We start from the raw sequence: 22,268 nt of genomic DNA, 5'->3' as shown, positions 1-22,268 counted from the left end.
ACGCAGCATTCTTTGCGCGCGCAAACGATGGAGAGCGGTCAGATGAAGTCCCGGCGCGTCCGCACGATGGAGGAGTTCGCGTCGCAAAGCGGCATCTCACGCCCGACGCTGTCAAAATACTTCCAGGACCCTGGGAGCGTGCGGGCCACGACCCGCGCACGCATCGAGGCCGCGCTGGAGGAGCTCGACTACCGCCCCAACGTCTACGCGATGAACCAGAACCGGCGCCTGACCAAGAATATCGGCGTCATGGTGCCGCTGCTTTCGGACCCGTTCTTCTCCAAGATCGCACGCTCGGTCGAACGGCTTTGCGTCGCCGCGGGCTTTCGCCCCATCCTCCTCAGCTCCAACGGCGAATCGGTGCAGGAGCAGGACAATCTCCAGACGCTGCTCTCCCTCAAACCCGCTGGCGCCCTATTGGCGCCACTTGGCCGCGGCTCGGATGTCGCCAGCGTGAAGGCCTTCGCGGCCGAGGTCCCGACCGTGCTCTTCGACAGCAATCTCGAAGGGATCGGCGCGGCCTTCATCGGCTCCGACAATGTCAGTTTCGTTGAGGAAACGGTCGAACATCTCTGCATGACCGGCCCGCCCCCCTGCTTCTTCGAGATGACCGACGCGCCCAACCCGAACGCCGGAAAGCGCCGGCGGGCCTATGCCGCCGCGATGGAATGGCGCGGGCTGGAGCCCAGCTACATCCGCGTCGAAGGGACGGGCTGGGATTTCGAGCGAATCGGCTACGACGGAGCCATGGCGGCGATTCGCGACAATGCGCTGCCCACGCGCAGTGTTCTGTGCAGCAACGACCGACTCGCCATCGGCTTTCTCGCCGCGGCCTATGCCTCCGGCCTTCGGGTGGGCCCGGGCCGCGGCTGCGCGCTGCGCGTGGCGTCGATGGACGACCATCCTGTGGCGCAGTTCACCTGCCCCGCGCTGACGACGGCAGCCCATAATTACGAGGCCGTCGCCAGCCAAAGCGTTGAAACCTTGATGTCCCTGATCGAGTCCGACGGCGCGCATCGGACGCGGACGGAAACGCTGATTCCAGCCTCCCTGGTGGTGCGGGACTCGGCTTAAACTTTACGCGCGTAACTTTTCTATTGACGCAACCGGGTCAATTCGTGCACATCCTGCTGCACAAAGCATCAGGGAGGACACGATGCGATTGAAGACCACGCTGCGAGCGGCGACGGCCCTGACGGCCTGCGCGCTCGGCACGGCGACATTCGCCGACAGCCACGCCACCACGATCACCATCGCCACCGTGAACAACGGTGACATGATCCGGATGCAGGGCTACACCGACCAATTCACCGCAGAGACCGGCCATCAGGTCGAGTGGGTGACCCTGGAAGAGAACGTCCTGCGCCAGCGCGTCACGACGGACATCACCACCAAGGGCGGTCAGTTCGACATCATGACGATCGGCATGTATGAGGCGCCGATCTGGGGGGCCGCCGGCTGGCTCGTCCCGCTCGACGACCTCTCCGCAGAGTATGACGTCGACGACATTCTTCCGGCCATGCGCAACGGCCTGAGCCACGACGGCACGCTCTATGCGGCGCCGTTCTACGGCGAGTCCTCGATGGTCATGTACCGCACCGACCTGATGGAAGAAGCCGGTCTCGAGATGCCCGACGCGCCCACCTGGGCGTTCATCCGCGAGGCCGCCGCGGCCATGACCGACAAGGACGCCGAGCAATACGGCATCTGCCTGCGCGGCAAGGCCGGCTGGGGCGAAGGCGGCGCCTTCCTCAACACGATGGCGAACTCGTTCGGCGCGCGTGTCTTCGACGAGGACTGGGATCCGCAGCTCGACAGCCCCGAATGGAAGGAGACGCTCGAGTTCTTCGTCGGCATGATGGAAGAATCCGGCCCTCCGGGTTACGCGACCAACGGCTTCAACGAGAACCTGAACCTGTTCCAGCAGGGCAAGTGCGGCATGTGGATCGACGCCACCGTGGCCGCCTCCTTCGTGACCAACCCCAACGACAGCCAGGTCGCCGATTCGGTCGGCTTCGCCCTGGCCCCCGACACCGGGCTCGGCAAGCGCGCCAACTGGCTCTGGGCGTGGGCGCTCGGCATCCCGGCGGGCACCCAGAAGGCCGACGCCGCCAAGGAGTTCATCGAGTGGGCCACCTCGAAGGAGTACATCGAGCTGGTCGCCGAGAACGAGGGCTGGGCCAACGTGCCCCCGGGCGCGCGCCAGTCGCTCTATGACACGCCCGAGTATCAGGAAGTGCCGTTCGCACAGATGACCCTGGACTCGATCCTGGCGGCCGACCCGAACAACCCGACCGTCGAGCCGGTCCCCTATGTGGGAATCCAGTTCGCAGCCATCCCGGAATGGGCCGGTCTCTGGACCCAGGTCAGCCAGGAGTTCTCGGCCGTCTATGCCGGACAGCAGTCGATCGACGAAGCCCTCGAGCGGGCTCAGGAGATCGCGGTCGAAGAGATGGAGGCGGCCGGCTACTGAGCCGCGTGCCGCTTCGGGTGGGGCCGTATGGCCCCGCCCATCCCCGGACGGATAGGTTCGTTCCCGTCCGCGCGACCCTCGTAGGTCCCGACGTCGGACGATCGCCCGACGGCTACATTTCTCTGGATAGAAGGCAGGACCCGCCATGGCGACCAAGGCCTCTACATCCGCCGCACGCCTGATGATGGCCCCCGCCGTCACCTTGCTGCTGGGCTGGATGCTCGTCCCGCTGACGATGACCCTCTACTTCTCGTTCGCGGATTACCGGCCATTGCGCGGGGTGTTCGAGCCCTGGATCGGCTTCGACAACTACGCCCGCTTCACATCGTCAGGGTCCTTCTGGGACGCGATTTGGGCGACTCTGATCATGGTCGGCGCCATCCTGGCGATCACCGTGACCTTAGGCATCCTTCTGGCATTGCTGCTCGACAAGCCGATCTTCGGCCAGGGCGTCGTCCGTATCCTCGTCATTGCGCCCTTCTTCGTGATGCCGACCGTCTCCGCGCTGGTCTGGAAGAACATGATGATGGACCCGGTCAACGGCGTCTTGTCGCATGTGTTCCGCTTCTTCGGGGCGACGCCGTTCGACTGGCTGACCCAGGCGCCGCTGACCTCGATCATCCTGATCGTGTCGTGGCAGTGGCTGCCCTTCGCGACGCTCATCCTGCTGACGGCGATCCAGTCGCTGGACGGCGAGCAGCTGGAGGCCGCCGAAATGGACGGCGCACCGCCGCTCAAGCGCTTCTGGTTCATTATCCTGCCGCATCTGGCGCGCGCGATCACTATCGTGATCCTGATCCAGACGATCTTCCTTTTGGGGATCTTTGCCGAGATCTTCGTGACCACCCAAGGCAGCTTCGGCACCCGGACGCTCACCTATCTCGTCTTCCAGCGCGTGCTGGAAAGTCAGAACGTCGGCCTGGGCAGCGCGGGCGGCATCATCGCGGTCATCCTAGCCAACATCGTCGCGATCTTCCTGATGCGCGCGGTGGGGAAGAACCTCGATGCCTGAGCGCCGCACCCTCGTAGGGCGGGGATTTCCCCGCCCCTCCACGGCAGGGCGGGGAAACCCCCGCCCTACTGTTCCCTCGATCCAAGGAGCCTCGTGATGGCCCGCGCCGCTAGCACCCGCAGCCGCATCGGCTGGACCGCCCTGGCCTGGGGCATCGGTTTCCTGATGTTCTTCCCGATCCTCTGGACGGTCCTGACCTCGTTCAAGACCGAGGCCGAGGCCATCGCCGCGCCGCCCAGCTTCCTCTTCTTCGATTGGACGCTGGAGAATTACGGCATCGTCCAGGAGCGCTCGGACTACATGCGCTACCTCTGGAACAGCGTCATCATCGCCGGCGGCTCGACGCTGCTTGGCATCATCGTCGCGGTTCCTGCCGCCTGGGCCATGGCTTTCGTGCCGGGACGGTTCACCAAAGACATCCTGATGTGGATGCTCTCCACCAAGATGCTCCCGGCGGTGGGCGTGCTCTATCCGATCTATCTGATCTGCATCCAGCTCGGTGTGCTCGACAACCGCGCCGCGCTGATCATCATCCTGATGCTGATCAACCTGCCGATCATCGTCTGGATGCTCTATACCTACTTCAAGGAGATCCCCGGCGAGATCCTGGAGGCTGCCCGCATGGACGGCGCGACCCTCAAATCCGAGATCCTCTATGTGCTCACGCCCATGGCGATCCCGGGCATAGCCTCGACGGTCCTGCTGAACTTCATCCTGGCCTGGAACGAGGCGTTCTGGACCCTCAACCTGACCTCGGTCGATGCGGCGCCGCTGACGGCCTTCATCGCCAGCTACTCCTCGCCCGAGGGGCTCTTCTTCGCCAAGCTGTCGGCGGCCTCCACCATGGCCATCGCCCCCATCCTCATCCTCGGCTGGTTCTCGCAGAAGCAACTGGTCCGCGGCCTGACATTCGGAGCGGTGAAATGAGCCGTAATCCCCTTATCTTCATCGGAGGCGCCTGAGATGGGCCAGATCAAGCTGAACCAAGTCACCAAGTCTTTCGGCGACGTCCAGGTGATCCCGCCTCTGGACCTGACCATCGAGGAGGGGGAGTTCGCCGTCTTTGTCGGCCCCTCGGGCTGCGGCAAGTCCACCCTCCTGCGGCTGATCGCGGGCCTGGAGGACGTCACCACCGGCCATATCGAGATCGACGGCCGCGACGTCACCAATGTGCAACCCGCCCAGCGCGGCCTGGCCATGGTGTTCCAGTCCTACGCGCTCTACCCGCATATGTCGGTGCGCAAGAACATCGCCTTCCCGCTGCGCATGGCGGGCATGGACGAGGCGGAGCAAAAGAAGCGCGTCGAGCGCGCGGCGAGCGTGCTGAACCTCACCGACTATCTCGACCGGCGGCCCGGCCAGCTCTCGGGCGGTCAGCGCCAGCGCGTCGCCATCGGCCGCGCCATCGTGCGGGAGCCAGCGGCCTTTCTCTTCGACGAGCCGCTCTCGAACCTCGACGCGGCCCTGCGCCACGGGATGCGGATGGAGATCGGCGAGTTGCACCAATCGCTGGCCACCACGATGATCTACGTGACCCACGATCAGGTCGAAGCGATGACGATGGCCGACAAGATCGTCGTCCTGCGCGCGGGCGTGATCGAACAGGTCGGCTCCCCGCTGGAGCTCTATCGCAGCCCCCGCAACCTGTTCGTGGCGGGCTTCATCGGCTCGCCAACCATGAACCTGATCGAAGGCGCGGAGGCGCAGAAGCACGGCGCAGCCACCATCGGCGTGCGTCCCGAGCATATCGCCACGGGCGACCCGGAGACCTCTCCCTGGTCGGGCACTGTGGGTCTTTCGGAGCATCTCGGCTCCGATACGTTCCTGCACGTCCATGACACCGGCCTGACCGAGTCGATCACCGTGCGCGCCGACGGCGAAGTTCCGCTGCGCCATGGCGACAAGGTTGGCCTGACCCCCATCGCCGACCGCATTCACAAGTTCGACGCACAAGGACTGCGGATCGAATGACGGGACGCCTCGACGGCAAGGGCGCACTGATCACCGGCGCCGCCCGGGGGATCGGCCGCGCCTTCGCGGAGGCCTACCTCCGGGAAGGCGCGCGGGTCGCGATCGGCGACATCGACATCGCCCGCGCCCGGGAAACGGCCGAAGAGTTGGGTGTGGGCGCGCTTGCCGTCGAAATGGACGTGACCGACCAGGCCAGCATCGACCGGGCGGTCGCGGCGACCGCCGACGCCTTCGGCGGGATCGACATCCTCATCAACAACGCCGCGCTCTTCACCGCCGCGCCCATCGTCGAGATCGAGCGCGCCGATTATCAGCGTGTCTTCGACATCAACGTGGGCGGCACACTCTTCACCCTACAGGCCGTCGCGCGGCACATGATCGCCCGCGGCAAGGGCGGGCGCATAATCAACATGGCGAGCCAGGCCGGTCGCCGGGGCGAACCTCTCGTTGCGGTCTATTGTGCGACCAAGGCGGCGGTCATCAGCTTGACGCAGTCGGCTGGGCTGAACCTGATCCAGCACGGGATCAACGTGAACGCGATCTCGCCGGGGGTGGTCGATGGCGAGCACTGGGACGGCGTCGATGCCTTCTTCGCGAAATACGAAGGCAAGGCGCCCGGTCAGAAAAAGAAGGAAGTCGGTGACGCCGTGCCCTATGGCCGCATGGGCCGGGCCGAGGACCTGACCGGCATGGCCGTATTTCTCGCCTCCGACGAGGCCGAATACATCGTGGCACAAACCTACAACGTGGATGGCGGACAATGGATGAGCTGAAGTCTGAAAATGCAGTGCCATTGCGGCAGGCGACGCTGAGAGACCTGCCGTCTTCTGTCGAGGTGCCGCGATATGACCGGTCCGCGCTGACGCCGGGGATCGTGCATATCGGCCTCGGGAATTTCCATCGCGCCCACCAGGCATGGTATTTGCATCGGCTGATGCAGCAGGGCCTTGCTCTCGACTGGGCGATCATTGGCGCCGGGGTGCGTCCCGCCGATGCCGCCATGCGGGACCGGCTGGCCGCGCAGGACTATCTCACGACTCTGATCGAGCTCGATCCGGCCGGCAGCGCCACCGAGGTCGTGGGATCGATGATCGGCTACGTGCCGATTGAGGAGGGCAACGGCGCCCTCATCGAGCAGATGGCCGATCCGGCGATCCGGATCGTGTCGATGACCGTTACCGAAGGCGGCTACTACCTCAATACCGGCACCAACGCATTCGACGTGCAGCATCCTGACATCGTGCACGATGCGACCAATCCCGACCGGCCCCGGACCGCGTTTGGCGCGATCGTCGCCGCGCTTCGGCAGCGCCGGGCGGACGGCACGGGCCCTTTCACCCTGCAATGCTGCGACAACCTCCAGGGCAACGGCGACGTGATGCGCCAGACCGTGGTCGGCCTCGCGCGGCTCTCCGACCCGGATCTTGCCAGTTGGATCGACGAAAGCTGCAGCTTCCCCAATGCGATGGTCGATTGCATCGTCCCGGCCACCGGTGACGCGGAGCGTGAACTCGTCCGCTCCATCGGGGTCGGGGATGCGGCCCCTGTGACCCATGAGAACTTCCGACAGTGGGTAATCGAGGACAAGTTCTGCGCGGGGCGCCCGCCCTGGGAAGAGGTGGGGGTCACGATCACCGATCTCGTGCATGACTACGAAACCATGAAGCTGCGCATCCTCAATGGCGGCCACCAGCTTATCGGGAACCCGGGTGAGTTGCTGTCGGTCCGGACGATCTCCGACTGCATGTCCGACCCGGAAATCGGCGCGTTCTTCCGCAAGGTCGCGTCGACCGAGATCGTGCCGCATGTCCACCCGGTGCCCGGCATGACGCCGCTGGAATATGTGGACCTGATCGACCGGCGTTTCTCGAACCCGCGCATCGTCGACACGACGCGCCGCGTGGCCTTCGACGGCTCGTCGAAACGCGCGAGCCAGCTTCATGGCTCCCTGCGGGACGGGCTCGCGGCGGGAACGCCGATCGATGGCTTGGCGCTGGCCGACGCGATGTGGGCCCGAATGTGTCTGGGCAAGCGCGAGGACGGGTCCGAGATCGCCCCGAACGATCCGAACTGGGATACGCTCACCGTGGCGGCCCAAGCGGCAGTAGACGATCCCGGCGCATGGCTCTCCCAGCGCGGCATCTACGGCGATCTTGCGGATGCGCCTCGCTTCGCCGAGGCCTTCGCCGCGCAGATGGCGCGGATCGACACGGTCGGGGTCCGCGGCGCGCTTCGCGCCTATCTGGACGGCTGACCGGGCCGGAGGCTCTTCGCTCATGAGCCTTTCCCGGACTTCCGCTAGGGAAGACCCGGGGCGTCGAGCGTGCCGGGAGAGCTTGGAAGAGAGAGCTCAAGGACGTTGCTTGCGCCTTTCTTCCATCTGGGACGAGCGCGGGTGCCTCCCGCGCCCCGTGACCGCCCCCCAATCGCGCGCTCTGACCCGTCGTATCACCGTCGTTGCGAGCCCCGTCGCCGCCCAGACCTGCGGCGGCGCGCGATATCGGCACCTGGCCGCGTAACGGCGGCGTCTGCCGCTCACGCCCGACGGGTCGCTCTCGGGTCTCGACACCGATCGCCCGCTCGCGGCCGGGCGCGCCGATGGCTTGACGACGCGCAATCCGCGCTTCGGCACGACCGACGCGATGAGGGCCGCGCGGACCCTCCACCAGGGCCGCGGCGGCCCGGCATGCCTGCGGATTCCATTCCGCCCCGCGCCCGGCTCGACGCGCACCGACCCTGGGGCGAAGACGCCCGGCAGGGCGGATGAGCGCCCCTCAGACCGCCATGCAGCGCACCGTCTGCATCCACAGCTCGGCGCGCCCGAAGACCGTCAGGAAAGACACGTCCGCCGCATCGCGCCCGACCCCAATCACCGCCATCTCAGAGGGTTTCGCCATGCCGGACGGGTCCACCAGATGCCACGCCCCGTCCAGCCAGACTTCCGCCACCGCATGGAAATCGGGCGGGTCGACCGGGGGCGCATAGACGCTCGCCATCCGCGCGGGCACGCCGCCCGCCCGGGCCAGCGCGATGAGCACATGGGCATAGTCCCGGCAGACGCCCCGGCGCTGCACGAACGTGTCCCGCGCCGAAGTATCCGGCCCGCTCGACCCCGGCACATAGGAGAAATGCTCCTCGATCCAGTCCCGCAGCGCGGCGATGAGGGCCCCGCCAGCCAAGCCCTCGAACTCCGCCGCGACGAAGGCCTGAAACTCGTCCGAGGGGCAGTAGCGCGACGGCATCACGAAAGGCGTCGCCTCCCCGGTCAGCGTCCGCGGCGCGGCCCCCGGCAGCGTCGCGAGATCGGGATCGGGTCGGTCCACGTCCACCGTCGCGGTATAGGTCAGCTCCAGCAGCCCTTCCGCCCGCATCCAGGCGCGCGTGCCGAGCGCCGCGTCGGCCGGAATTCGAGAAAAATCCTCAACCGGCGTCGTGAACAGCGCATCCTTCAACACGGTCTGCCCGGAGATCCGCGCCACCTCGATCTGCAACAGCAGGTCTGAGGGCGCGTCGAGCCGGTAAGACAGCTTGGTTTCGATCTCGACGGTCATCGGCAGAGACGTCCGCGCGCCGGTCCGGTTCCGTCCGCCGTCATGCGACCATCGCCTCCGCCACGTTGAGATCGACGGAGACCAGCTGCGAGACCCCCTGTTCGACCATGGTCACCCCGAACAGCCGGTCCATCCGCGCCATCGTCACGGCATGATGCGTGATGATCAGGAACCGCGTCTCGGTCCGCCGGGTCATCTCGTCCAGCATGTCGCAGAAGCGGGTGACGTTCGCGTCGTCCAGCGGTGCATCGACCTCGTCCAGCACGCAGATCGGCGCGGGATTGGCCAGGAAGACGGCAAAGATCAGCGCTAGCGCCGTCAGCGTCTGCTCGCCCCCCGACAGAAGACTGAGTGTGCTCAGCTTCTTGCCAGGCGGCTGGCACAGGATCTCCAGGCCGGCTTCGAGCGGGTCGTCGCTCTCGACCAGTTCCAGCCGCGCCTCGCCGCCCTGGAACAGATGCGTGAAGAGCATGGCGAAATTGGTGTTCACGGTCTCGAACGCATCCAGCAGGCGCTGCCGCCCCTCGCGGTTCAGCGAGGCGATGCCAGTCCGCAGCTCGGCCACGGCGGCCTCCAGATCGGCCTTTTCGGCGACCAGGAGGTCGTGCTCGGCCTGTACCTCGCGGGCGTCCTCCTCGGCGCGCAGGTTCACGGCGCCCAGCGCGTCGCGCTGGCGGCGCAGGCGGGCGATCTCGGTCTCCAACGGCTCGGCGGCGGGGATGGTCTCGGGGTCGGCATCGAGCGTCTTGAGCAGCGCCGCGGGCGTGGTCTCCAACGCCTCCATGATCCGGGCCTCGGCCGCCTCGACCGCCTCGCGCGCGGCGTCCAGCCGGGCCTCGGCGCGGGCGCGAGCCTCGCGCGCCTCGCCGGCCGCCCGGTCCGCGTCGCGGGCGGCGGCGGTGGCGGCCCGCGACGCGCCTTCGCCCTCGGCCAGCGCATCGGCCGCCTTGCGGCGTCGCGCCTCGGCCTTGTCGATCTCGCGCGCCAGATCCTCCCGCTGCTGCGCCAGCTCGGCCGGAAAGGAGGCGGCCGCGCCCAGCTCCGCCTCTGCCGCCTCGCGCCGCCGAGCGATCTCCGCCATCTGCGCACCCGCGCCGTCCAACCGGCTGCTCCAGCTCGCCAATTCCTTGTCGACCGCCGCGCGGCGCTTTTCCCGCGCGGCGACGTCCCGCACCAGCTCGTCGGCCTGAGCCCGGCGGGCCATCATCGCCATCCGGGCGGCCTCGACGGTCGTGCGGATGGTTTCCAAGGCCGCCCGCGCCCGGTCCAGCGGGGCGAGGTCGCGGCGCGCGGCCTCCGCCTCGCCCAGGGCGGCGCGGGCTTCCAGCATCTCCGCCTCGTGGCGGGCGACCGCAAGCTGCGCGGCCTCCAGCCGCGAGGCGGCGAGCCCCTGCGCCCCTTCGGCCTGGGTGACGCGGCGGCCCGCCTCGGTCTGGGCGCGGTCGGCGGTGCGGCGGGCGTCACGCGCCTCCGCCTCGGCCTGCTTGGCGACCGCCAAGGCCTTCCCGAGCGCCTCATGAGCCGCGCGCGTGCCCTCGGCCCGCTGCTCCGCCTCCTCCAGATCCTGGCGCAGCGAGGCGAGCCGGTTGACCTGTTGCAGGCGCAGCGCCGCCGCCGACGGCGCCGCCTCGGCCGAGGCGCGAAAACCGTCCCAGCGCCACAGGTCGCCCTCCCGCGAGACCAGCACCTGGCCCGGCGCCAGACCGGCCTGCAACGGCGCGCCATCCGCCACGACCCCGACCCGCGACAAGCCCCGGGCCAGGACGGCGGGGGCGGTCACGTGATCGGCCAGCGGCTCCACCCCGGCAGGCCAGTCGGGCCCCTCCGGATAGGCGGCGAGCACGACCCAGCCCGCTTCGCCGTCTTCTTCGCCCAGCCGCAGATCCTCGCCGAAGGCCGCGCCCAGCGCCGCCTCATAGCCCGGCGTGACGGTCAGCCGGTCGAGCAGCGGCGCGCCGTCGCCCGAGTCCCGCGCCAGCAGCCGAGCCAGGGCGGAGACCTCGGCGCTGAGCGTTCCCGCCGCGCCTTCGGCCTCGGCCCGCTCCTGCCGGGCGGCGGCCTCGCGGTCCTGCGCCGCCTCGCGGGCGCTCTCGGCTTCGGCCAGCGCCGCCTCGGCGGCCTCGGCGGCGTCCTGGGCGCGGGTCAGATCGGCGCGCATCTCCGCCTGCACGCTCTCCGCCTCGGCCAGGGCCGCCCGGGTGCCCGCGCCCTGGCGCTTGGCGGCGTCCACCGCATCGCCGGCCTTCGACAGCCGGGTCTTCACCTCTTCCGTCAGGCGCGTGACCGACTGATGGCGGGCCGAGAGCCGGGCGAGATCCTCGGTCAGGACCGACAGCTCCGCCTCGCGCTCGGTCAACACGCGGGCGGCCTCTTCGGCATCGCGGCGGGCCTCGGCCACGGCCTCCTCCTGGCCGGTCGCCGCCTCCGCCAGTTCCGCGGCCTCGGCCCGCAGCCGGTCCAGATTGGCCTGGGCGTCGGCGTTCAGCCCCGCCTCCCGCTCCGCGTCGCGGGCGAGGCGGTCGAGCGCGGCGGTCAGGCGCTCGACGGTGGCGCGGGCGGTCCGCTCCCGCTCCGCCAGCGTGTCGCGGCTCACCTCCAGCCGTTGCAGGATGGCGCCGGCGACGGCCTCCTCCTCCCGCAGCGGCGGCACCGCTTCCTCGGCCGCGAGGCGCGCGCGCTCGGCGGCGGAAGCGGCGCGCTCGGCCCCGGCGGCGGCCGTCGCCGCCTGACGCAGCGCGCCATCGGCCGCGCCGCGCCCCTCCTCGGCCTCGCGCCAGCGCCGCCAGAGCAGCATCCCCTCGGCCCGGCGCAAGGCCGCCCCGATCTCGCGGTAGCGCGCCGCCTGCCGGGCCTGCCGCGCCAGCGTCGCTAGCTGCGCAGCCAGTTGCTCGACGGCGTCGTCGACGCGGGTCAGGTTCCCTTCGGTCGCGTTCAGCTTCAGCTCCGCCTCGTGCCGCCGCTGATACAGGCCCGAGATCCCCGCCGCCTCTTCCAGCACGCGCCGTCGCCGCTGCGGCTTGGCGTTGATCAACTCGCTGATCTGCCCCTGCCGCACCAAGGCCGGCGAATGCGCCCCGGTCGAAGCATCGGCGAACAGCATCTGCACGTCCCGCGCCCGAACGTCCTTGCCGTTGAGCTTATAGGCCGAGCCCGCATCCCGCGTGATCCTCCGCACCACGTCCAGCGCATCGGAATCGTTGAAGGCCGCCGGCGCCGTCCGCTCCGTGTTGTCGAGCGCCAGGGTCACTTCGGCGAAGTTGCGCGCGGGGCGCGAAGCCGCGCCGGCGAAGATCACGTCCTCCATCCCGCCGCCCCGCATCGCGGTGGGCCGGTTCTCGCCCATCACCCAGCGCAGCGCCTCCAGCAGGTTGGACTTGCCGCAGCCATTGGGCCCCACGACGCCGGTCAGCCCGTCCGCGATCACCAGATCGGTCGGGTCGACAAAGCTCTTGAAGCCGTTGAGACGGAGGCGCGTGAACCGCATGACGCGACTTTCGCGACTCGCGAGGCGAGGTCAAGCGCAAGCGGTTCGTTTGACGCGGCCGCGCCGCTGCCGGATGCTGCGCGCCACCCCCTCACGGAGCCCGCGATGCGCCTGACCCTGGCCAGTTGGAACCTGCATCGCGGCATCAGCAATGGCGGGCGGCGCGATTGCGCGCCCTTTTTCGCCGCGCTGGAGCGGGAGATCTGCGCGCCGCCCCCGGACCTTTTGCTGTTGCAAGAAGCGGATGTGGATCCCCCGCCCCATCACGGAGTGTTGGACCCGGGGCGGGTCGAGGCGCTGACCGGTCTCCGCCACCTCCATGCCGGGCGAGAGCGGCGGCTGACCGATGAGAGCCACGGCTTCCTCGGACTCGTTGCCTATGCGGCGCCGGACATCGAGGTGGAGGGGATGCGCCTGATCGACCTGCCCGGCCGTGTTCCCCGCGGAGCGGTCGTGATCGATGCCGCGCGCGGGGGCGCGCCGTTCCGCATCGTCCTGACGCATCTCTCGCTCGCGCAATGGCTGCGGGCGGTGCAGATGCGCACTCTCGGGCAGCACATCGCCCGCAGCGATCCGCGCCCAGTCATCCTCTGCGGAGATCTCAACGAGTGGCGCCCCTGGGGCGGTCTGGCGCTGTCGGCCGCCATCGTCGGGCGGCGCCTGGCGGGGCCGGCGCGCGCCAGCTTTCCCACGCGGCGTCCGCTGCTCCCCCTCGACCGCGTCCTGACCGAGCCGCCGGGCGCGGTCGAGAGGTTGGAGGTGCTCGACGGTCCGGCCATCCGCCGGGCGTCGGATCACCGCCCGCTCCGGGCCCGCGTCAGGCTCGGCCCGGCCACATCCTCTGGAACACGCCGTCTTTCTTGAGGACCGCGTGTTGCAAGGCGGCGGCGATATGCAGCGCGACCAGCGCCGCGATAGCCCAACTGCACCAGAAATGCGTAGCCTTCGCGAAATTCGCCAGCGCGTCCGAGCGCGGCACAAGCGCCGGCACCCCCAGCGCGTCCAGCGCCTCAATCGGAAAGCCGCCGGCCCGGACCCGCACATAGCCCGAAAGCGGCATCAGGAAGAGCAGCCCATAGAGCGCCCAATGCACCGCCCCCGCGACCGTGACCTGCCACTCGGCCAGATGCGCGGGTTCCGGCGGGGGCGGATTGCGTAAACGATAGGCAAGTCGCACCACGATCAGGAGCAAAAGCAGCACGCCCACGTTTTTGTGAAAGATGAAAAGCGTGTTCTGAAGCGACCTGCTGATACCATCCTGAATCATAATCGCGCCCGCCGGGATCGTGGCCAGCACCAACAGGGCCATCGACCAGTGAAGGAACCGGGCGGCCGGCTTATATGTATGTGCCTGAGACTGCATCCGATCTACCTGCCTCGCATTGTAGGGCCACTGACCCGCATCCCGCCGAACCCGAGTCACCGAGACAGCCATGACCTACGACCCTAGAGCCCCAGGCGCCGAAGAGGCAAATCACGTCGCCTTTCCGCTCTCGGTCACGGCGCGCTTCGCCTGGATTGGCGCGGCGGGGCTGCCGGCCGTCGCCGCGCTGGCGGCGGCCCTGGGGGCCGGGCTGGCGGGACTGGCCATCGCCCTCGCCGTCTACATGGCGGGCGTCGCGGTGGCGCTGCGGGGTATGCGCCGCTATCCCCATGATCGGATCGGCTGGGCGAACGCGGTCACGCTGGGGCGCCTCGGGCTCGTCGCTTGTCTCGTGCCCGCGCTGGACGCTCCGGCGGGCGTGGCGGTGCTGGCCGTGGCCGGGGTCGCCCTGGCGCTGGACGGGGTGGATGGCTGGCTGGCGCGGCGGCAGGGCCTCGCCTCCGCGTTCGGCGCAAGGTTCGACATGGAGGTCGATGCGGCGCTCGCCCTGACGCTGGCCGCCCATGGGGCGCTGGCCGGCGCGGTCCATCCGGCCATCCTCCTGCTCGGCCTGCCGCGCTATCTGTTCGGCGCCGCGCAGCAGGTCTGGCCCTGGCTCAGGGGCCCCCTGCCCGAGCGGTTCAGCCGCAAGGCCGTCTGCGTGTTTCAGATCGGCGTCTTGATCGCGGTGCTGATCCCAGGCCTGCCGAGGGAGGCCGCCGACGCGCTGGTCCTGGCCGCGGCGGGCGCGCTGGCCTGGTCGTTCTGGGTGGATATCCGCCATCTGAGGCAAGGATGATGCTGCGGCTCGCCGCCGCGACGGCGCTGCTATTCCTGGTCCTGATCCAGCCGAACCATCCGGCGGCGATGACCTGGGCGGCACTGCTGCTGTTCCCGCTGGAATTGCCGGTGATCCTGCTCGCGGTGATGGCGGCGGGCGACGGCGCGGCGGGGCGGCTTTTGCGCGGGGGCCTGGCAGCGGCGCTCACCGTGATCGCAGCGCTCAAGCTCGCGGATTACGTCAGCTTCACCGCGCTCACGCGGGGGTTCAATCCGGTGGCCGATATCGCGCTGGTGGATGCGTTCCTGCGCCTGCTCGCGGGCGCGGTGGGTCCGGTTCTCGCGGGGGCGGCGGCAGTCGCTGCGGTGCTGGCGGCGGCGCTGCTGGCCTGGGCGCTCTGGTGGGCGCTGGCGCAATGGGCGCGGCTGTCCTGGCCGCGCGGGCGCGGGGCGTGGCTGGCCCTGCCCGCCTTGGCCCTCGGCGCGGTGGCCGTCGGCGAGATCGGGCAGGCCATGGGCCGCTGGAGCCTGCCGGTCCAGCCACCCGGGGCCGCCTTTACCGCGCGCGTGGGCGTGGAACGGGTGGGCCTCGCCCGACGCACCCTGGACGAGCTGCGCGACTTCAAGGCCGCCGCCCACCGCGACCCGTTCGCCGGCGCAGACGGGCTGCTGGACCGGATCGACCGCGACGTGCTGATCCTCTTCGTCGAGAGCTATGGCCGCGCCAGCCTAGACACGCCGTTCCACGCCGAGATCCACCGCGCGACCCTTGCCCGCTACGAGGCGCGGCTGGCGGCCGCCGGCGTTGCGATGCGCTCCGGCCTGCTGGCGGCGCCCACACGGGGCGGGCAGAGCTGGCTGTCCCACGCGACCGTGGCCAACGGGCTCTGGGTCGACAATCAGGCGAGCTATGGCGCGGTCCTGGCGAGCGGCCGCGAGACGCTCTTTCATCATGCCGCGCGCGCGGGCTTCCGCACGGCCGCGGTGATGCCGCAAATCACGCTGGACTGGCCCGAGGCGCTGCGGATGGGCTTCGAGGACATCCTGCCCGCCGCCGATCTCGGCTATGCTGGGGAGCCATTCAACTGGGTGACGATGCCCGACCAGTTCACCCTGGCGGCGCTCGACCGCCTGGTGCGCGAGGACGGCGATCCCCGCCGCGATTTCGTGCAGGTCGCGCTGGCGAGTTCTCACGCGCCCTGGGTGCCCATCCCCGAGATTCTGCCCTGGGACGATATCGGCGACGGCACGGTCTACAACGCCGTCGCGACCTCAGGCGACCCGCCGGAGGTCGTCTGGCGCGACCGTGACCGGGTGCGGGCCCAATATCGCGAGGCCATCGACTACGCGCTCTCCGCCGTGTTCGAATACGCCCTGCTCCATTCCGACGCGCCGCCCCTGATCCTGGTGATCGGCGACCACCAGGCGGCGGAGTTCGTGGCCCTCGACGACCGGCCCGACGTGCCGATCCACGTCCTCGGCCCGACCGCCCTGGTGGACGCCTTGGCCCCGCTCGCCCCGGATCCCGGCCTTCTGCCGCGGGAGGGAGCGGTGCGTCCCATGACCGACCTGCGCGACGCCATCCTGACGGTCTATTCGAGCGGCGCCCGCGCCGCGCGGCGATGACGCGGGCGCGCCTCTCCGTCGCGCTGCGGGTGGCCGCCGTGGTCGCGCTGGCGGTGCTGCTGTGGCGCGTCGCCGATGGCGAGGCCGCCTTGGCCCGGCTCGCCCAGGCGGAGCCGGGATGGCTGCTGGCGGCAGGCGCGCTGCTGGCGCTTCAGACCGTGCTTTCGGCGCAGCGCTGGCGCCTGACTGCGGCGGGGCTGGGCCTGACGCTGCCGTTCTGGACGGCCCTGCGGGAATATTACCTGGCCCAGGTGGTCAATCAGTCGCTGCCCGGCGGCGTTCTGGGCGATGCGGGACGCGCCGTTCGGTCCCGGGCGGGGGCGGGCCTGCGCGTCGCCGCGCAGGCCGTCGTCTTCGAGCGTCTGGCAGGGCAGCTCGGCCTCTTGGCGCTGCTCTGCGCCGGGCTGGCGCTTAGCGTCGCCCTGCCCGGGCTGACTTGGCCGGACTGGCTGGGTCTTGCGCTCCTGACCGGGGCGGGCGTGGCCACGCTCGTCGCGGCCGCCACCGCCGCGGCGGCGCCATTGCGCCGCGCGGCCCGCGCCTTCGGCCAGACGGTTTTCGCGCGCGGCATATGGGCGCGGCAGGTCGGGCTCAGCCTCGGCACGGCGCTCTGCAATGTGGGCGCGTTCGCGCTCTGCGCCCGCGGTCTGGGCGTCCCGCTCCCCACTCTGGCCGTGATCGCCGTGCTCCCGCTGATCCTCTTCGCGATGCTGCTGCCGCTTTCCATCGCGGGCTGGGGCCTGCGCGAAGGCGCGGCCGCCCTGCTCTTTCCAGCCTTCGGCGCGACGGCGGCGGAGGGGCTCGCCGCCAGCGTCGCCTTCGGCCTGGTGTTCCTCGCCACATCCCTCCCTGGGCTGGCGATCCCCCTCCTGCGACCAAACGCGCCTGCGGGGCCGGAGCCTTGACCCCCTGCGGCGCGGCGCTCACCCTCATCCTGGAAAAAGAGAGAGACATCATGCGAACGACAGCTTCCCTGACCCGCCGCGGCCTGCTCGGCGCGGGCGCCGCCGCCATGGGCCTCGCCGCACTGGGCCGCCCCGCCCGCGCCAATATCCCTGTCAGCCTCCAGCTCTCCTGGCTGCATTCGACGCAATTCGCAGGCAGCTACATCGCCAAACAGCGCGGCTTCTACGAGGGGCTCGACGTGACGCTGCTGCAAGGCGGGCCGAACGCCCCGGTCGAGCCGCCGGTCGTCTCCGGCACGGCGCTGGTCGGCATCTCGGCCGCCGACTACACCGCCGCCGCCGTCGCCCAGGGCGCGCCCTTCCGCATCATCGGCGTGGCGATGCAGAACAATCCCTTCGCCATCGCCTCCCTGCCCGCCAACCCCGTCCGCAGCCCCGCCGACCTGCCCGGCAAGCGCATCGGCATGTCGCTGGCCAATACGCCGGTGCTGGAGGCGCTGTGCCAGCTCAACGGCGTCGATGCGAGCGCGATCGAGGTCGTGCCGACCCAATACTCGCCCCAGCCGCTCCTGGCCGGAGAGGTCGACTGCCTGCTCTGCTGGGCCACGGACCTGCCGGTAGCCATGACCGTCCAGGGGGTCGAGAACGAGACTATGCTGATGGCCGATCACGGCTATGCCGTGCATTCTCAGACCTACATCGTCACCGAAGAGAGCCTGGCCGAGCGCCGCGCCGAGATCGTCGCGCTGATGGCCGGCGAGGTGGCGGGCTGGGAGGCTTACCGCGTCGACACCGCCGCCGCCACCGCGCTGACGCTGGAAATGTTCCCCGATGCCGGCCTCGACCCCGAGGCGCAGCTTTTGCAGGCCGAGCGTCAGGTGCCGCTGATGTTCTCGGAGCTGACCGACGCGAACGGGTTCGGCTGGTGGACCGACGAGACCGTCGCGGCGAATATCGAGACGCTCGCGCTGCTCGGCCGGGAGGTGACCGCGGACCTCTGGGATCGCTCGATCCTGGAGGAAGTCCACGGAGCCTGACGGCGCAGTGTCGGTCCCCGTCACGCTGCACGCCCTGGCCAAGACCTATCCCGGCGGCGTCGAGGCGGTGCGCCCGCTCGATATGGAGTTCGCGGCGGGCCGGACCACGGCGCTGGTCGGCCCGTCGGGCTGCGGAAAGTCCACGGTGCTGCGGCTGATTGCGGGGCTGGAGGTGCCGAGCGGCGGCTCCGCCGCCATCGACGGCGCTCCTCCGTCAGAGACGACCCGGCGCGGCGACCTGGCCCTGGCCTTTCAGGATCCGTCGCTGCTGCCCTGGCGGACGGTGCGCCAGAATATCGAGCTTGTTCTGGGCCTTGCGGGCCGCCCCTTGCGGCGGCGGGAGATCGACGACCTGATCCGTCTCGTCGGGCTGGAGGGCTTCGGCGACACGCGGCCCGCCGCCCTCTCCGGCGGCATGCGGCAGCGCGCCGCCATCGCGCGGGCGCTGGCGACCGCGCCCCGTCTGCTGCTGCTGGACGAGCCCTTCGGCGCCGTCGACGCCCTGACCCGGCAGCAACTGGCGCAAGATCTGCCCGCCCTCTGGGAGGCGCGGAACACCACGACCCTGCTCGTCACCCATTCGGTGGCCGAGGCCGTGACCCTGTCGGACCGCGTGATCGTCTTCTCTCCGCGCCCCGCCCACGTCGTGGCCGACATCGCCATCGACCTCCCCCGCCCCCGCGCCCCGGGGCTGGAGCGCAACCCAGTCTGCGCCGCGCTCATGGACGAGGTGGTGGCCGCGCTCTCCTCGGGGATGGCCGAGACCCGGCCCCGCGCCGCGCAATGACCCGGTCGGCGCTGGGCATCCTCCTGGCCTTGGCGCTCTGGGAGGCCGCGGGCAGGGGGCTGGCCGAGGCCTATGTCCTGGCCCCACCCAGCGCCATCGCGCTCTGGCTCTGGCAGAATGCCGGACTGATGGCGCGCGCCCTGGGCGAGACGCTGTGGAACGCGGCGCTGGGCTATGTCATCGGAAACGGCGCGGCGGTAGCGCTGGCGGGACTGGCCCTGGCCTGGGCGCGCAGCGAGGCGATGATCCGGGGCCTGGCGCTCCTGGTGTTTTGCCTGCCGCTGGTGGCGACCGGGCCGATCCTGCGCGTCGTCTTCGGCCCGGGCGACGGCCCGCAGGTCGCGCTGGCCGCCCTGGCGGTCTATTACACCACGCTGATCCCGCTGCTGGTCGGCCTGCGCGCCGTGCCGGAGGCGTGGCTCGATCTGGTGCGCAGCTATGGGCGCGGACCGCTCCAGGCGCTGATCCGGGTCCGCGCCCGCGCCGCGCTGCCCTATCTCGTGGCCGGCCTCCAGATCGCCGCGCCCGCCGCCTTCCTCGGCGCGATGGTCGGGGAGTTCACCGGGGCCGAGCGCGGCATGGGCGTGCTGACGCTGCGGGCGATGCGGGCGATGGACGTGGAGATGACCTGGGCGCTGGCCACCGTCGCCACCGCCATCGCGATGCTGGGCTACCTCGCCGTGGGCGCCCTGGCCGCGCGGGCCCTATCGGAGGCACCTTCGGTGATGCTCGCCGCCCCCCCGGCGCGGCGAGGCGGCGGGCCTTGGACGGTCCTGCTGGTGGCGGCTGCCGCGATGCTGATCTGGGCCGGGGGGCTGCGCCTGCTGGGGCTGAGCAGCTTCTTCGCCAAGGGCCCGCTCGACGTGGCCCAGGCGCTCACGACGTCGAGCGACGCCGCCGCCAACCGCGCCGCGCTGGGCGAGGCGTTGTTGGAGACGGCGGTCTTCCTGTTGCCGGGCTATGCGGCGGGGCTGGCGGCGGGGGCGGGGCTCGCGATGCTGATCGTCCTCGTCCCGGCGGCCTCGGGCGCGGTGATTCCGGTCGCGGTCGCGCTGCGCTCCGTGCCGATCATCACGACAGCGCCGCTGGTGGTTCTGCTGCTGGGGCGCGGCGCGCTGGGGACGGTGACGCTGGTGGCGATCATGGTGTTCTTCCCCACCCTCATCGCATGCCTGCACGGCCTGCGCCAAGCGCCGGGCCGCATCCTCGACGTGATGGAGAGCTACGCCGCCGGCCCCCTGCAACAACTGATCCGCGTCCGCATCCCCGCCATGCTCCCCGCCTTCTTCGCCGCCGCGCGCATGAACGTCCCCGCCTCGGTGCTGGCCGTCACGGTGGTTGAGTGGCTCGCCACCGGCCAGGGCATCGGCAGCGTCATGGCGCTCTCGGCCTCGCTTTCGGATTACGACCTGCTCTGGAGCGCGGTGGCCGTCACCGCCCTGCTCAGCGTGCTGGGCTACGGCGCAGTCGGCCTCCTGGAGCGGCGCGTGCTGCGCGTCTACGCGCCCGAGCAGCTCGCATGAGGCCCGCGGCCTTCGCCATTCCGGGCGACATCAACACCGTCACCGGCGGCTATATCTACGAGCGCCGCCTGCTGATGGGCCTGCGCGACCAGGGGAGGGACGTGCAGCACCTGCAACTCGCCGCCGCCTTCCCCGATCCCTCAGCCGCCGACATGGCCGCGGCCATCGACGCGCTGGCCGATCTGCCGCCCGAGCGCGCGCTGATCCTCGACGGGCTCGTCTTCGGCGCCATCGACACGGCGGGCCTTGCCCGCGTCCGCGCGCCCATCGTCGCGATGATCCACCACCCGCTCGCCCTGGAGACGGGGCTCAGCGCGGCCCGCCACGCCCATCTCTTCCGCACCGAGCGCGACAACCTCCGGCTCGCGCGCCATGTTCTGGTGCCCAGCCCGCACACGGCCGATATCCTCGCGGGCGATTACGCGACACCGCGCTCCCGGATCACCATCGCGCCTCCGGGCACCGACGCGCGGCCGCGCCGGCGGCACCCGATCGACCCGCCGCTGATCCTGTCCGTGGGCCTCCAGCATCCACGCAAGGGGCATGACGTGCTGCTGCGCGCGCTGGCGCGGCTGACGCATCTGCCCTGGCGCGCCGTCATCGCCGGGTCCGCCCACGACCCGGAGCACGCGGCCCTACTGGCGCGCATGGTGGAGGAGTTGGATCTCGGCGCCCGCGTGCACCTGGCGGGCCGGGTTCCGAATGCGGAGCTGGACGCGCTCTATGCCGAGGCCACGCTCTTCACGCTCGCGACCCGCTACGAGGGCTACGGCATGGTCTTCGACGAGGCGCTCACCTGGGGGCTTCCCATCGTCGCCTGCGCCACCGGAGCCGTGCCGCAGACCGTGCCCGAGGGCACCGGGCGGCTGGTCCCGCCGGACGATCCCGGCGCGCTGGCGCAGGCCGTCACGGAGCTGCTGACGGATCTCCCGGCCCGCGACGCGATGGCCGCCCGCGCCGCCGCCGCGGGCGCTGCCCTGCCCGGCTGGGACGACACCGCGCGGATCGCGGGCGAGGTGCTGGATGGGCTCTGATACGCCGCTCGGCCGCTCGCTCGACATCTACTACCGCGACCGCGCGCGCACCGCTCGGATGGACCTGCTGAACGCGCGCTTCGTCCGGTCCGGCGGTCTCGCCTTCGACATCGGCGCGCATCTGGGCGACCGCACCGACAGCTTCCTCCGCCTCGGCGCAAGCGTCGTCGCGCTGGAGCCGCAGCCCCGTCTCTTCCGCGCCCTGCGCCTGCTGCATGGGCGCAAGCCGGGCGCGACGCTGATCCAGGCCGCGGCGGGAGCACGGCCCGGGGAAATCGACCTGCTGGTCAACAGCGCCAACCCGACCGTCTCGACCGCCTCCCCGGCCCTAGTCGCCGCCGCCCGCGACGCCGAGGGCTGGCGCGGCGAGGTCTGGGACCGGCGGCTGACCGTCCCGGTCACGACGCTCGACGCGCTGATCGCGGCACATGGCCTGCCGGATTTCGTCAAGATCGACGTGGAGGGCCACGAGGCCGAGGTCCTGTCGGGCCTGAGCACCCCGCTCCCGGCCCTGTCCTTCGAGATCACCACCATCCAGCGCGACGTCGCGGTCGCCTGCCTCGACCGGATGGAGCGGCTGGGCCGCTACGACTATGCGCTCAGCCTGGGGGAGAGCCATGCTCTCGGCCCCTGGCGGACCCCGTCGGAGATGCGCGCGGAGCTTCGCGCCCTGCCCGCTTCGGCCAATTCGGGCGACGTCTACGCGCGCCGCGTGACCTGAT

Annotated in this window: 19 protein-coding genes; 16 read left to right on the top strand and 3 right to left on the bottom strand. The window is 70.4% G+C overall.

From position 1 onward, the window contains the following. Nucleotides 1–42: 42 nt before the first annotated feature. The 7 genes from DTQ71_RS04210 (at nucleotide 43) to DTQ71_RS04180 (ending at nucleotide 7,710) form a co-directional block, all read left to right on the top strand. Nucleotides 43–1,074 carry a LacI family DNA-binding transcriptional regulator gene (locus DTQ71_RS04210; RefSeq protein WP_109563005.1) on the top strand — a complete coding sequence of 344 codons (1,032 nt, stop codon included), beginning with the start codon at nucleotides 43–45 and terminating at the stop codon, nucleotides 1,072–1,074. An 82-nt stretch (nucleotides 1,075–1,156) separates the two neighbouring features. After that, entirely contained in the window at nucleotides 1,157–2,473 is a 1,317-nt protein-coding gene (locus DTQ71_RS04205) for an ABC transporter substrate-binding protein (protein WP_109563004.1), read from the top strand. Nucleotides 2,474–2,618: 145 nt separating this feature from the next. Continuing rightward, entirely contained in the window at nucleotides 2,619–3,485 is an 867-nt protein-coding gene (locus tag DTQ71_RS04200) for a carbohydrate ABC transporter permease (RefSeq protein ID WP_109563003.1), read from the top strand. A 96-nt stretch (nucleotides 3,486–3,581) separates the two neighbouring features. Next, entirely contained in the window at nucleotides 3,582–4,412 is an 831-nt protein-coding gene (locus DTQ71_RS04195) for a carbohydrate ABC transporter permease (protein ID WP_109563002.1), read from the top strand. A 36-nt stretch (nucleotides 4,413–4,448) separates the two neighbouring features. Next, a complete protein-coding gene (locus DTQ71_RS04190) occupies nucleotides 4,449–5,456 on the top strand; it encodes an ABC transporter ATP-binding protein (protein ID WP_109563001.1) in 1,008 nt (335 codons plus the stop codon). Beyond that, nucleotides 5,453–6,229 carry an L-iditol 2-dehydrogenase gene (locus tag DTQ71_RS04185; RefSeq protein ID WP_109563000.1) on the top strand — a complete coding sequence of 259 codons (777 nt, stop codon included), beginning with the start codon at nucleotides 5,453–5,455 and terminating at the stop codon, nucleotides 6,227–6,229. Before DTQ71_RS04190 ends, DTQ71_RS04185 begins: the two co-directional genes overlap by 4 nt. Further along, nucleotides 6,217–7,710, top strand: coding sequence for a mannitol dehydrogenase family protein (locus tag DTQ71_RS04180; protein ID WP_109562999.1), 1,494 nt, complete (start codon nucleotides 6,217–6,219; stop codon nucleotides 7,708–7,710). The genes DTQ71_RS04185 and DTQ71_RS04180 overlap by 13 nt, the downstream gene beginning before the upstream one ends. A gap of 520 nt (nucleotides 7,711–8,230) precedes the next feature. Here the strand turns inward: DTQ71_RS04180 and DTQ71_RS04175 are convergent. Both DTQ71_RS04175 and DTQ71_RS04170 read right to left on the bottom strand, forming a co-directional pair. Next, the gene (locus DTQ71_RS04175) at nucleotides 8,231–9,007 is read right to left on the bottom strand and encodes a transglutaminase-like domain-containing protein (protein WP_109562998.1); all 777 of its coding nucleotides are present in this window, start codon (nucleotides 9,005–9,007) and stop codon (nucleotides 8,231–8,233) included. A 40-nt stretch (nucleotides 9,008–9,047) separates the two neighbouring features. Further along, nucleotides 9,048–12,491, bottom strand: coding sequence for an AAA family ATPase (locus tag DTQ71_RS04170; protein WP_109562997.1), 3,444 nt, complete (start codon nucleotides 12,489–12,491; stop codon nucleotides 9,048–9,050). Nucleotides 12,492–12,596: 105 nt separating this feature from the next. Between DTQ71_RS04170 and DTQ71_RS04165 the strand changes: the two genes are divergently transcribed. Further along, nucleotides 12,597–13,355, top strand: coding sequence for an endonuclease/exonuclease/phosphatase family protein (locus tag DTQ71_RS04165; protein ID WP_109562996.1), 759 nt, complete (start codon nucleotides 12,597–12,599; stop codon nucleotides 13,353–13,355). On the opposite strand, the gene DTQ71_RS04160 is transcribed toward DTQ71_RS04165, so the two are convergent. Next, the gene (locus DTQ71_RS04160) at nucleotides 13,309–13,800 is read right to left on the bottom strand and encodes a cytochrome b (protein WP_245947190.1); all 492 of its coding nucleotides are present in this window, start codon (nucleotides 13,798–13,800) and stop codon (nucleotides 13,309–13,311) included. The two genes, DTQ71_RS04165 and DTQ71_RS04160, sit on opposite strands and share 47 nt — an antisense overlap. Before the next feature lie 124 nt (nucleotides 13,801–13,924). Here DTQ71_RS04160 and DTQ71_RS04155 point away from each other — a divergent pair, with 124 nt between their 5' ends. From DTQ71_RS04155 to DTQ71_RS04120, 8 genes are read left to right on the top strand one after another with little or no spacing between them, the layout of a single operon-like run. Further along, nucleotides 13,925–14,653 carry a CDP-alcohol phosphatidyltransferase family protein gene (locus DTQ71_RS04155; RefSeq protein WP_109562994.1) on the top strand — a complete coding sequence of 243 codons (729 nt, stop codon included), beginning with the start codon at nucleotides 13,925–13,927 and terminating at the stop codon, nucleotides 14,651–14,653. Next, on the top strand, nucleotides 14,650–16,260 hold the full coding sequence (locus DTQ71_RS04150) for an alkaline phosphatase family protein (RefSeq protein ID WP_109562993.1): 1,611 nt from the start codon (nucleotides 14,650–14,652) through the stop codon (nucleotides 16,258–16,260). The genes DTQ71_RS04155 and DTQ71_RS04150 overlap by 4 nt, the downstream gene beginning before the upstream one ends. Then, nucleotides 16,257–17,165, top strand: a complete 909-nt coding sequence (locus DTQ71_RS04145; protein ID WP_109562992.1) for a lysylphosphatidylglycerol synthase transmembrane domain-containing protein — start codon at nucleotides 16,257–16,259, stop codon at nucleotides 17,163–17,165. Before DTQ71_RS04150 ends, DTQ71_RS04145 begins: the two co-directional genes overlap by 4 nt. A 50-nt stretch (nucleotides 17,166–17,215) precedes the next feature. Beyond that, on the top strand, nucleotides 17,216–18,202 hold the full coding sequence (locus DTQ71_RS04140) for an ABC transporter substrate-binding protein (protein WP_245947188.1): 987 nt from the start codon (nucleotides 17,216–17,218) through the stop codon (nucleotides 18,200–18,202). 7 nt (nucleotides 18,203–18,209) lie between these two features. Continuing rightward, a complete protein-coding gene (locus DTQ71_RS04135) occupies nucleotides 18,210–18,989 on the top strand; it encodes an ABC transporter ATP-binding protein (RefSeq protein WP_245947186.1) in 780 nt (259 codons plus the stop codon). Beyond that, a complete protein-coding gene (locus DTQ71_RS04130; RefSeq protein ID WP_109562991.1) occupies nucleotides 18,986–20,512 on the top strand; it encodes an ABC transporter permease in 1,527 nt (508 codons plus the stop codon). Before DTQ71_RS04135 ends, DTQ71_RS04130 begins: the two co-directional genes overlap by 4 nt. Beyond that, nucleotides 20,509–21,546 carry a glycosyltransferase family 4 protein gene (locus DTQ71_RS04125; RefSeq protein ID WP_109562990.1) on the top strand — a complete coding sequence of 346 codons (1,038 nt, stop codon included), beginning with the start codon at nucleotides 20,509–20,511 and terminating at the stop codon, nucleotides 21,544–21,546. Before DTQ71_RS04130 ends, DTQ71_RS04125 begins: the two co-directional genes overlap by 4 nt. Next, on the top strand, nucleotides 21,536–22,267 hold the full coding sequence (locus DTQ71_RS04120) for an FkbM family methyltransferase (protein WP_109562989.1): 732 nt from the start codon (nucleotides 21,536–21,538) through the stop codon (nucleotides 22,265–22,267). Before DTQ71_RS04125 ends, DTQ71_RS04120 begins: the two co-directional genes overlap by 11 nt. Nucleotide 22,268 lies beyond the last annotated feature (1 nt).

The organism is Jannaschia seohaensis, from assembly GCF_900116765.1.
GTDB lineage: Bacteria > Pseudomonadota > Alphaproteobacteria > Rhodobacterales > Rhodobacteraceae > Jannaschia > Jannaschia seohaensis.
Note: the sequence above shows the minus strand (reverse complement) of the source record. Positions and strands in the feature narration are given on the sequence as shown.

Coding starts and splice junctions, on each gene's coding strand:
- DTQ71_RS04155 (WP_109562994.1), top strand. CDS start 13,925: ATGACCTACGACCCTAGAGCCCCAGGCGCCGAAGAGGCAAATCACGTC.
- DTQ71_RS04120 (WP_109562989.1), top strand. CDS start 21,536: ATGGGCTCTGATACGCCGCTCGGCCGCTCGCTCGACATCTACTACCGC.
- DTQ71_RS04180 (WP_109562999.1), top strand. CDS start 6,217: ATGGATGAGCTGAAGTCTGAAAATGCAGTGCCATTGCGGCAGGCGACG.
- DTQ71_RS04140 (WP_245947188.1), top strand. CDS start 17,216: ATGCGAACGACAGCTTCCCTGACCCGCCGCGGCCTGCTCGGCGCGGGC.
- DTQ71_RS04205 (WP_109563004.1), top strand. CDS start 1,157: ATGCGATTGAAGACCACGCTGCGAGCGGCGACGGCCCTGACGGCCTGC.
- DTQ71_RS04130 (WP_109562991.1), top strand. CDS start 18,986: ATGACCCGGTCGGCGCTGGGCATCCTCCTGGCCTTGGCGCTCTGGGAG.
- DTQ71_RS04185 (WP_109563000.1), top strand. CDS start 5,453: ATGACGGGACGCCTCGACGGCAAGGGCGCACTGATCACCGGCGCCGCC.
- DTQ71_RS04165 (WP_109562996.1), top strand. CDS start 12,597: ATGCGCCTGACCCTGGCCAGTTGGAACCTGCATCGCGGCATCAGCAAT.
- DTQ71_RS04170 (WP_109562997.1), bottom strand. CDS start 12,491: ATGCGGTTCACGCGCCTCCGTCTCAACGGCTTCAAGAGCTTTGTCGAC.
- DTQ71_RS04160 (WP_245947190.1), bottom strand. CDS start 13,800: ATGGCCCTGTTGGTGCTGGCCACGATCCCGGCGGGCGCGATTATGATT.
- DTQ71_RS04125 (WP_109562990.1), top strand. CDS start 20,509: ATGAGGCCCGCGGCCTTCGCCATTCCGGGCGACATCAACACCGTCACC.
- DTQ71_RS04190 (WP_109563001.1), top strand. CDS start 4,449: ATGGGCCAGATCAAGCTGAACCAAGTCACCAAGTCTTTCGGCGACGTC.
- DTQ71_RS04145 (WP_109562992.1), top strand. CDS start 16,257: ATGACGCGGGCGCGCCTCTCCGTCGCGCTGCGGGTGGCCGCCGTGGTC.
- DTQ71_RS04175 (WP_109562998.1), bottom strand. CDS start 9,007: ATGACCGTCGAGATCGAAACCAAGCTGTCTTACCGGCTCGACGCGCCC.
- DTQ71_RS04200 (WP_109563003.1), top strand. CDS start 2,619: ATGGCGACCAAGGCCTCTACATCCGCCGCACGCCTGATGATGGCCCCC.
- DTQ71_RS04195 (WP_109563002.1), top strand. CDS start 3,582: ATGGCCCGCGCCGCTAGCACCCGCAGCCGCATCGGCTGGACCGCCCTG.
- DTQ71_RS04150 (WP_109562993.1), top strand. CDS start 14,650: ATGATGCTGCGGCTCGCCGCCGCGACGGCGCTGCTATTCCTGGTCCTG.
- DTQ71_RS04210 (WP_109563005.1), top strand. CDS start 43: ATGAAGTCCCGGCGCGTCCGCACGATGGAGGAGTTCGCGTCGCAAAGC.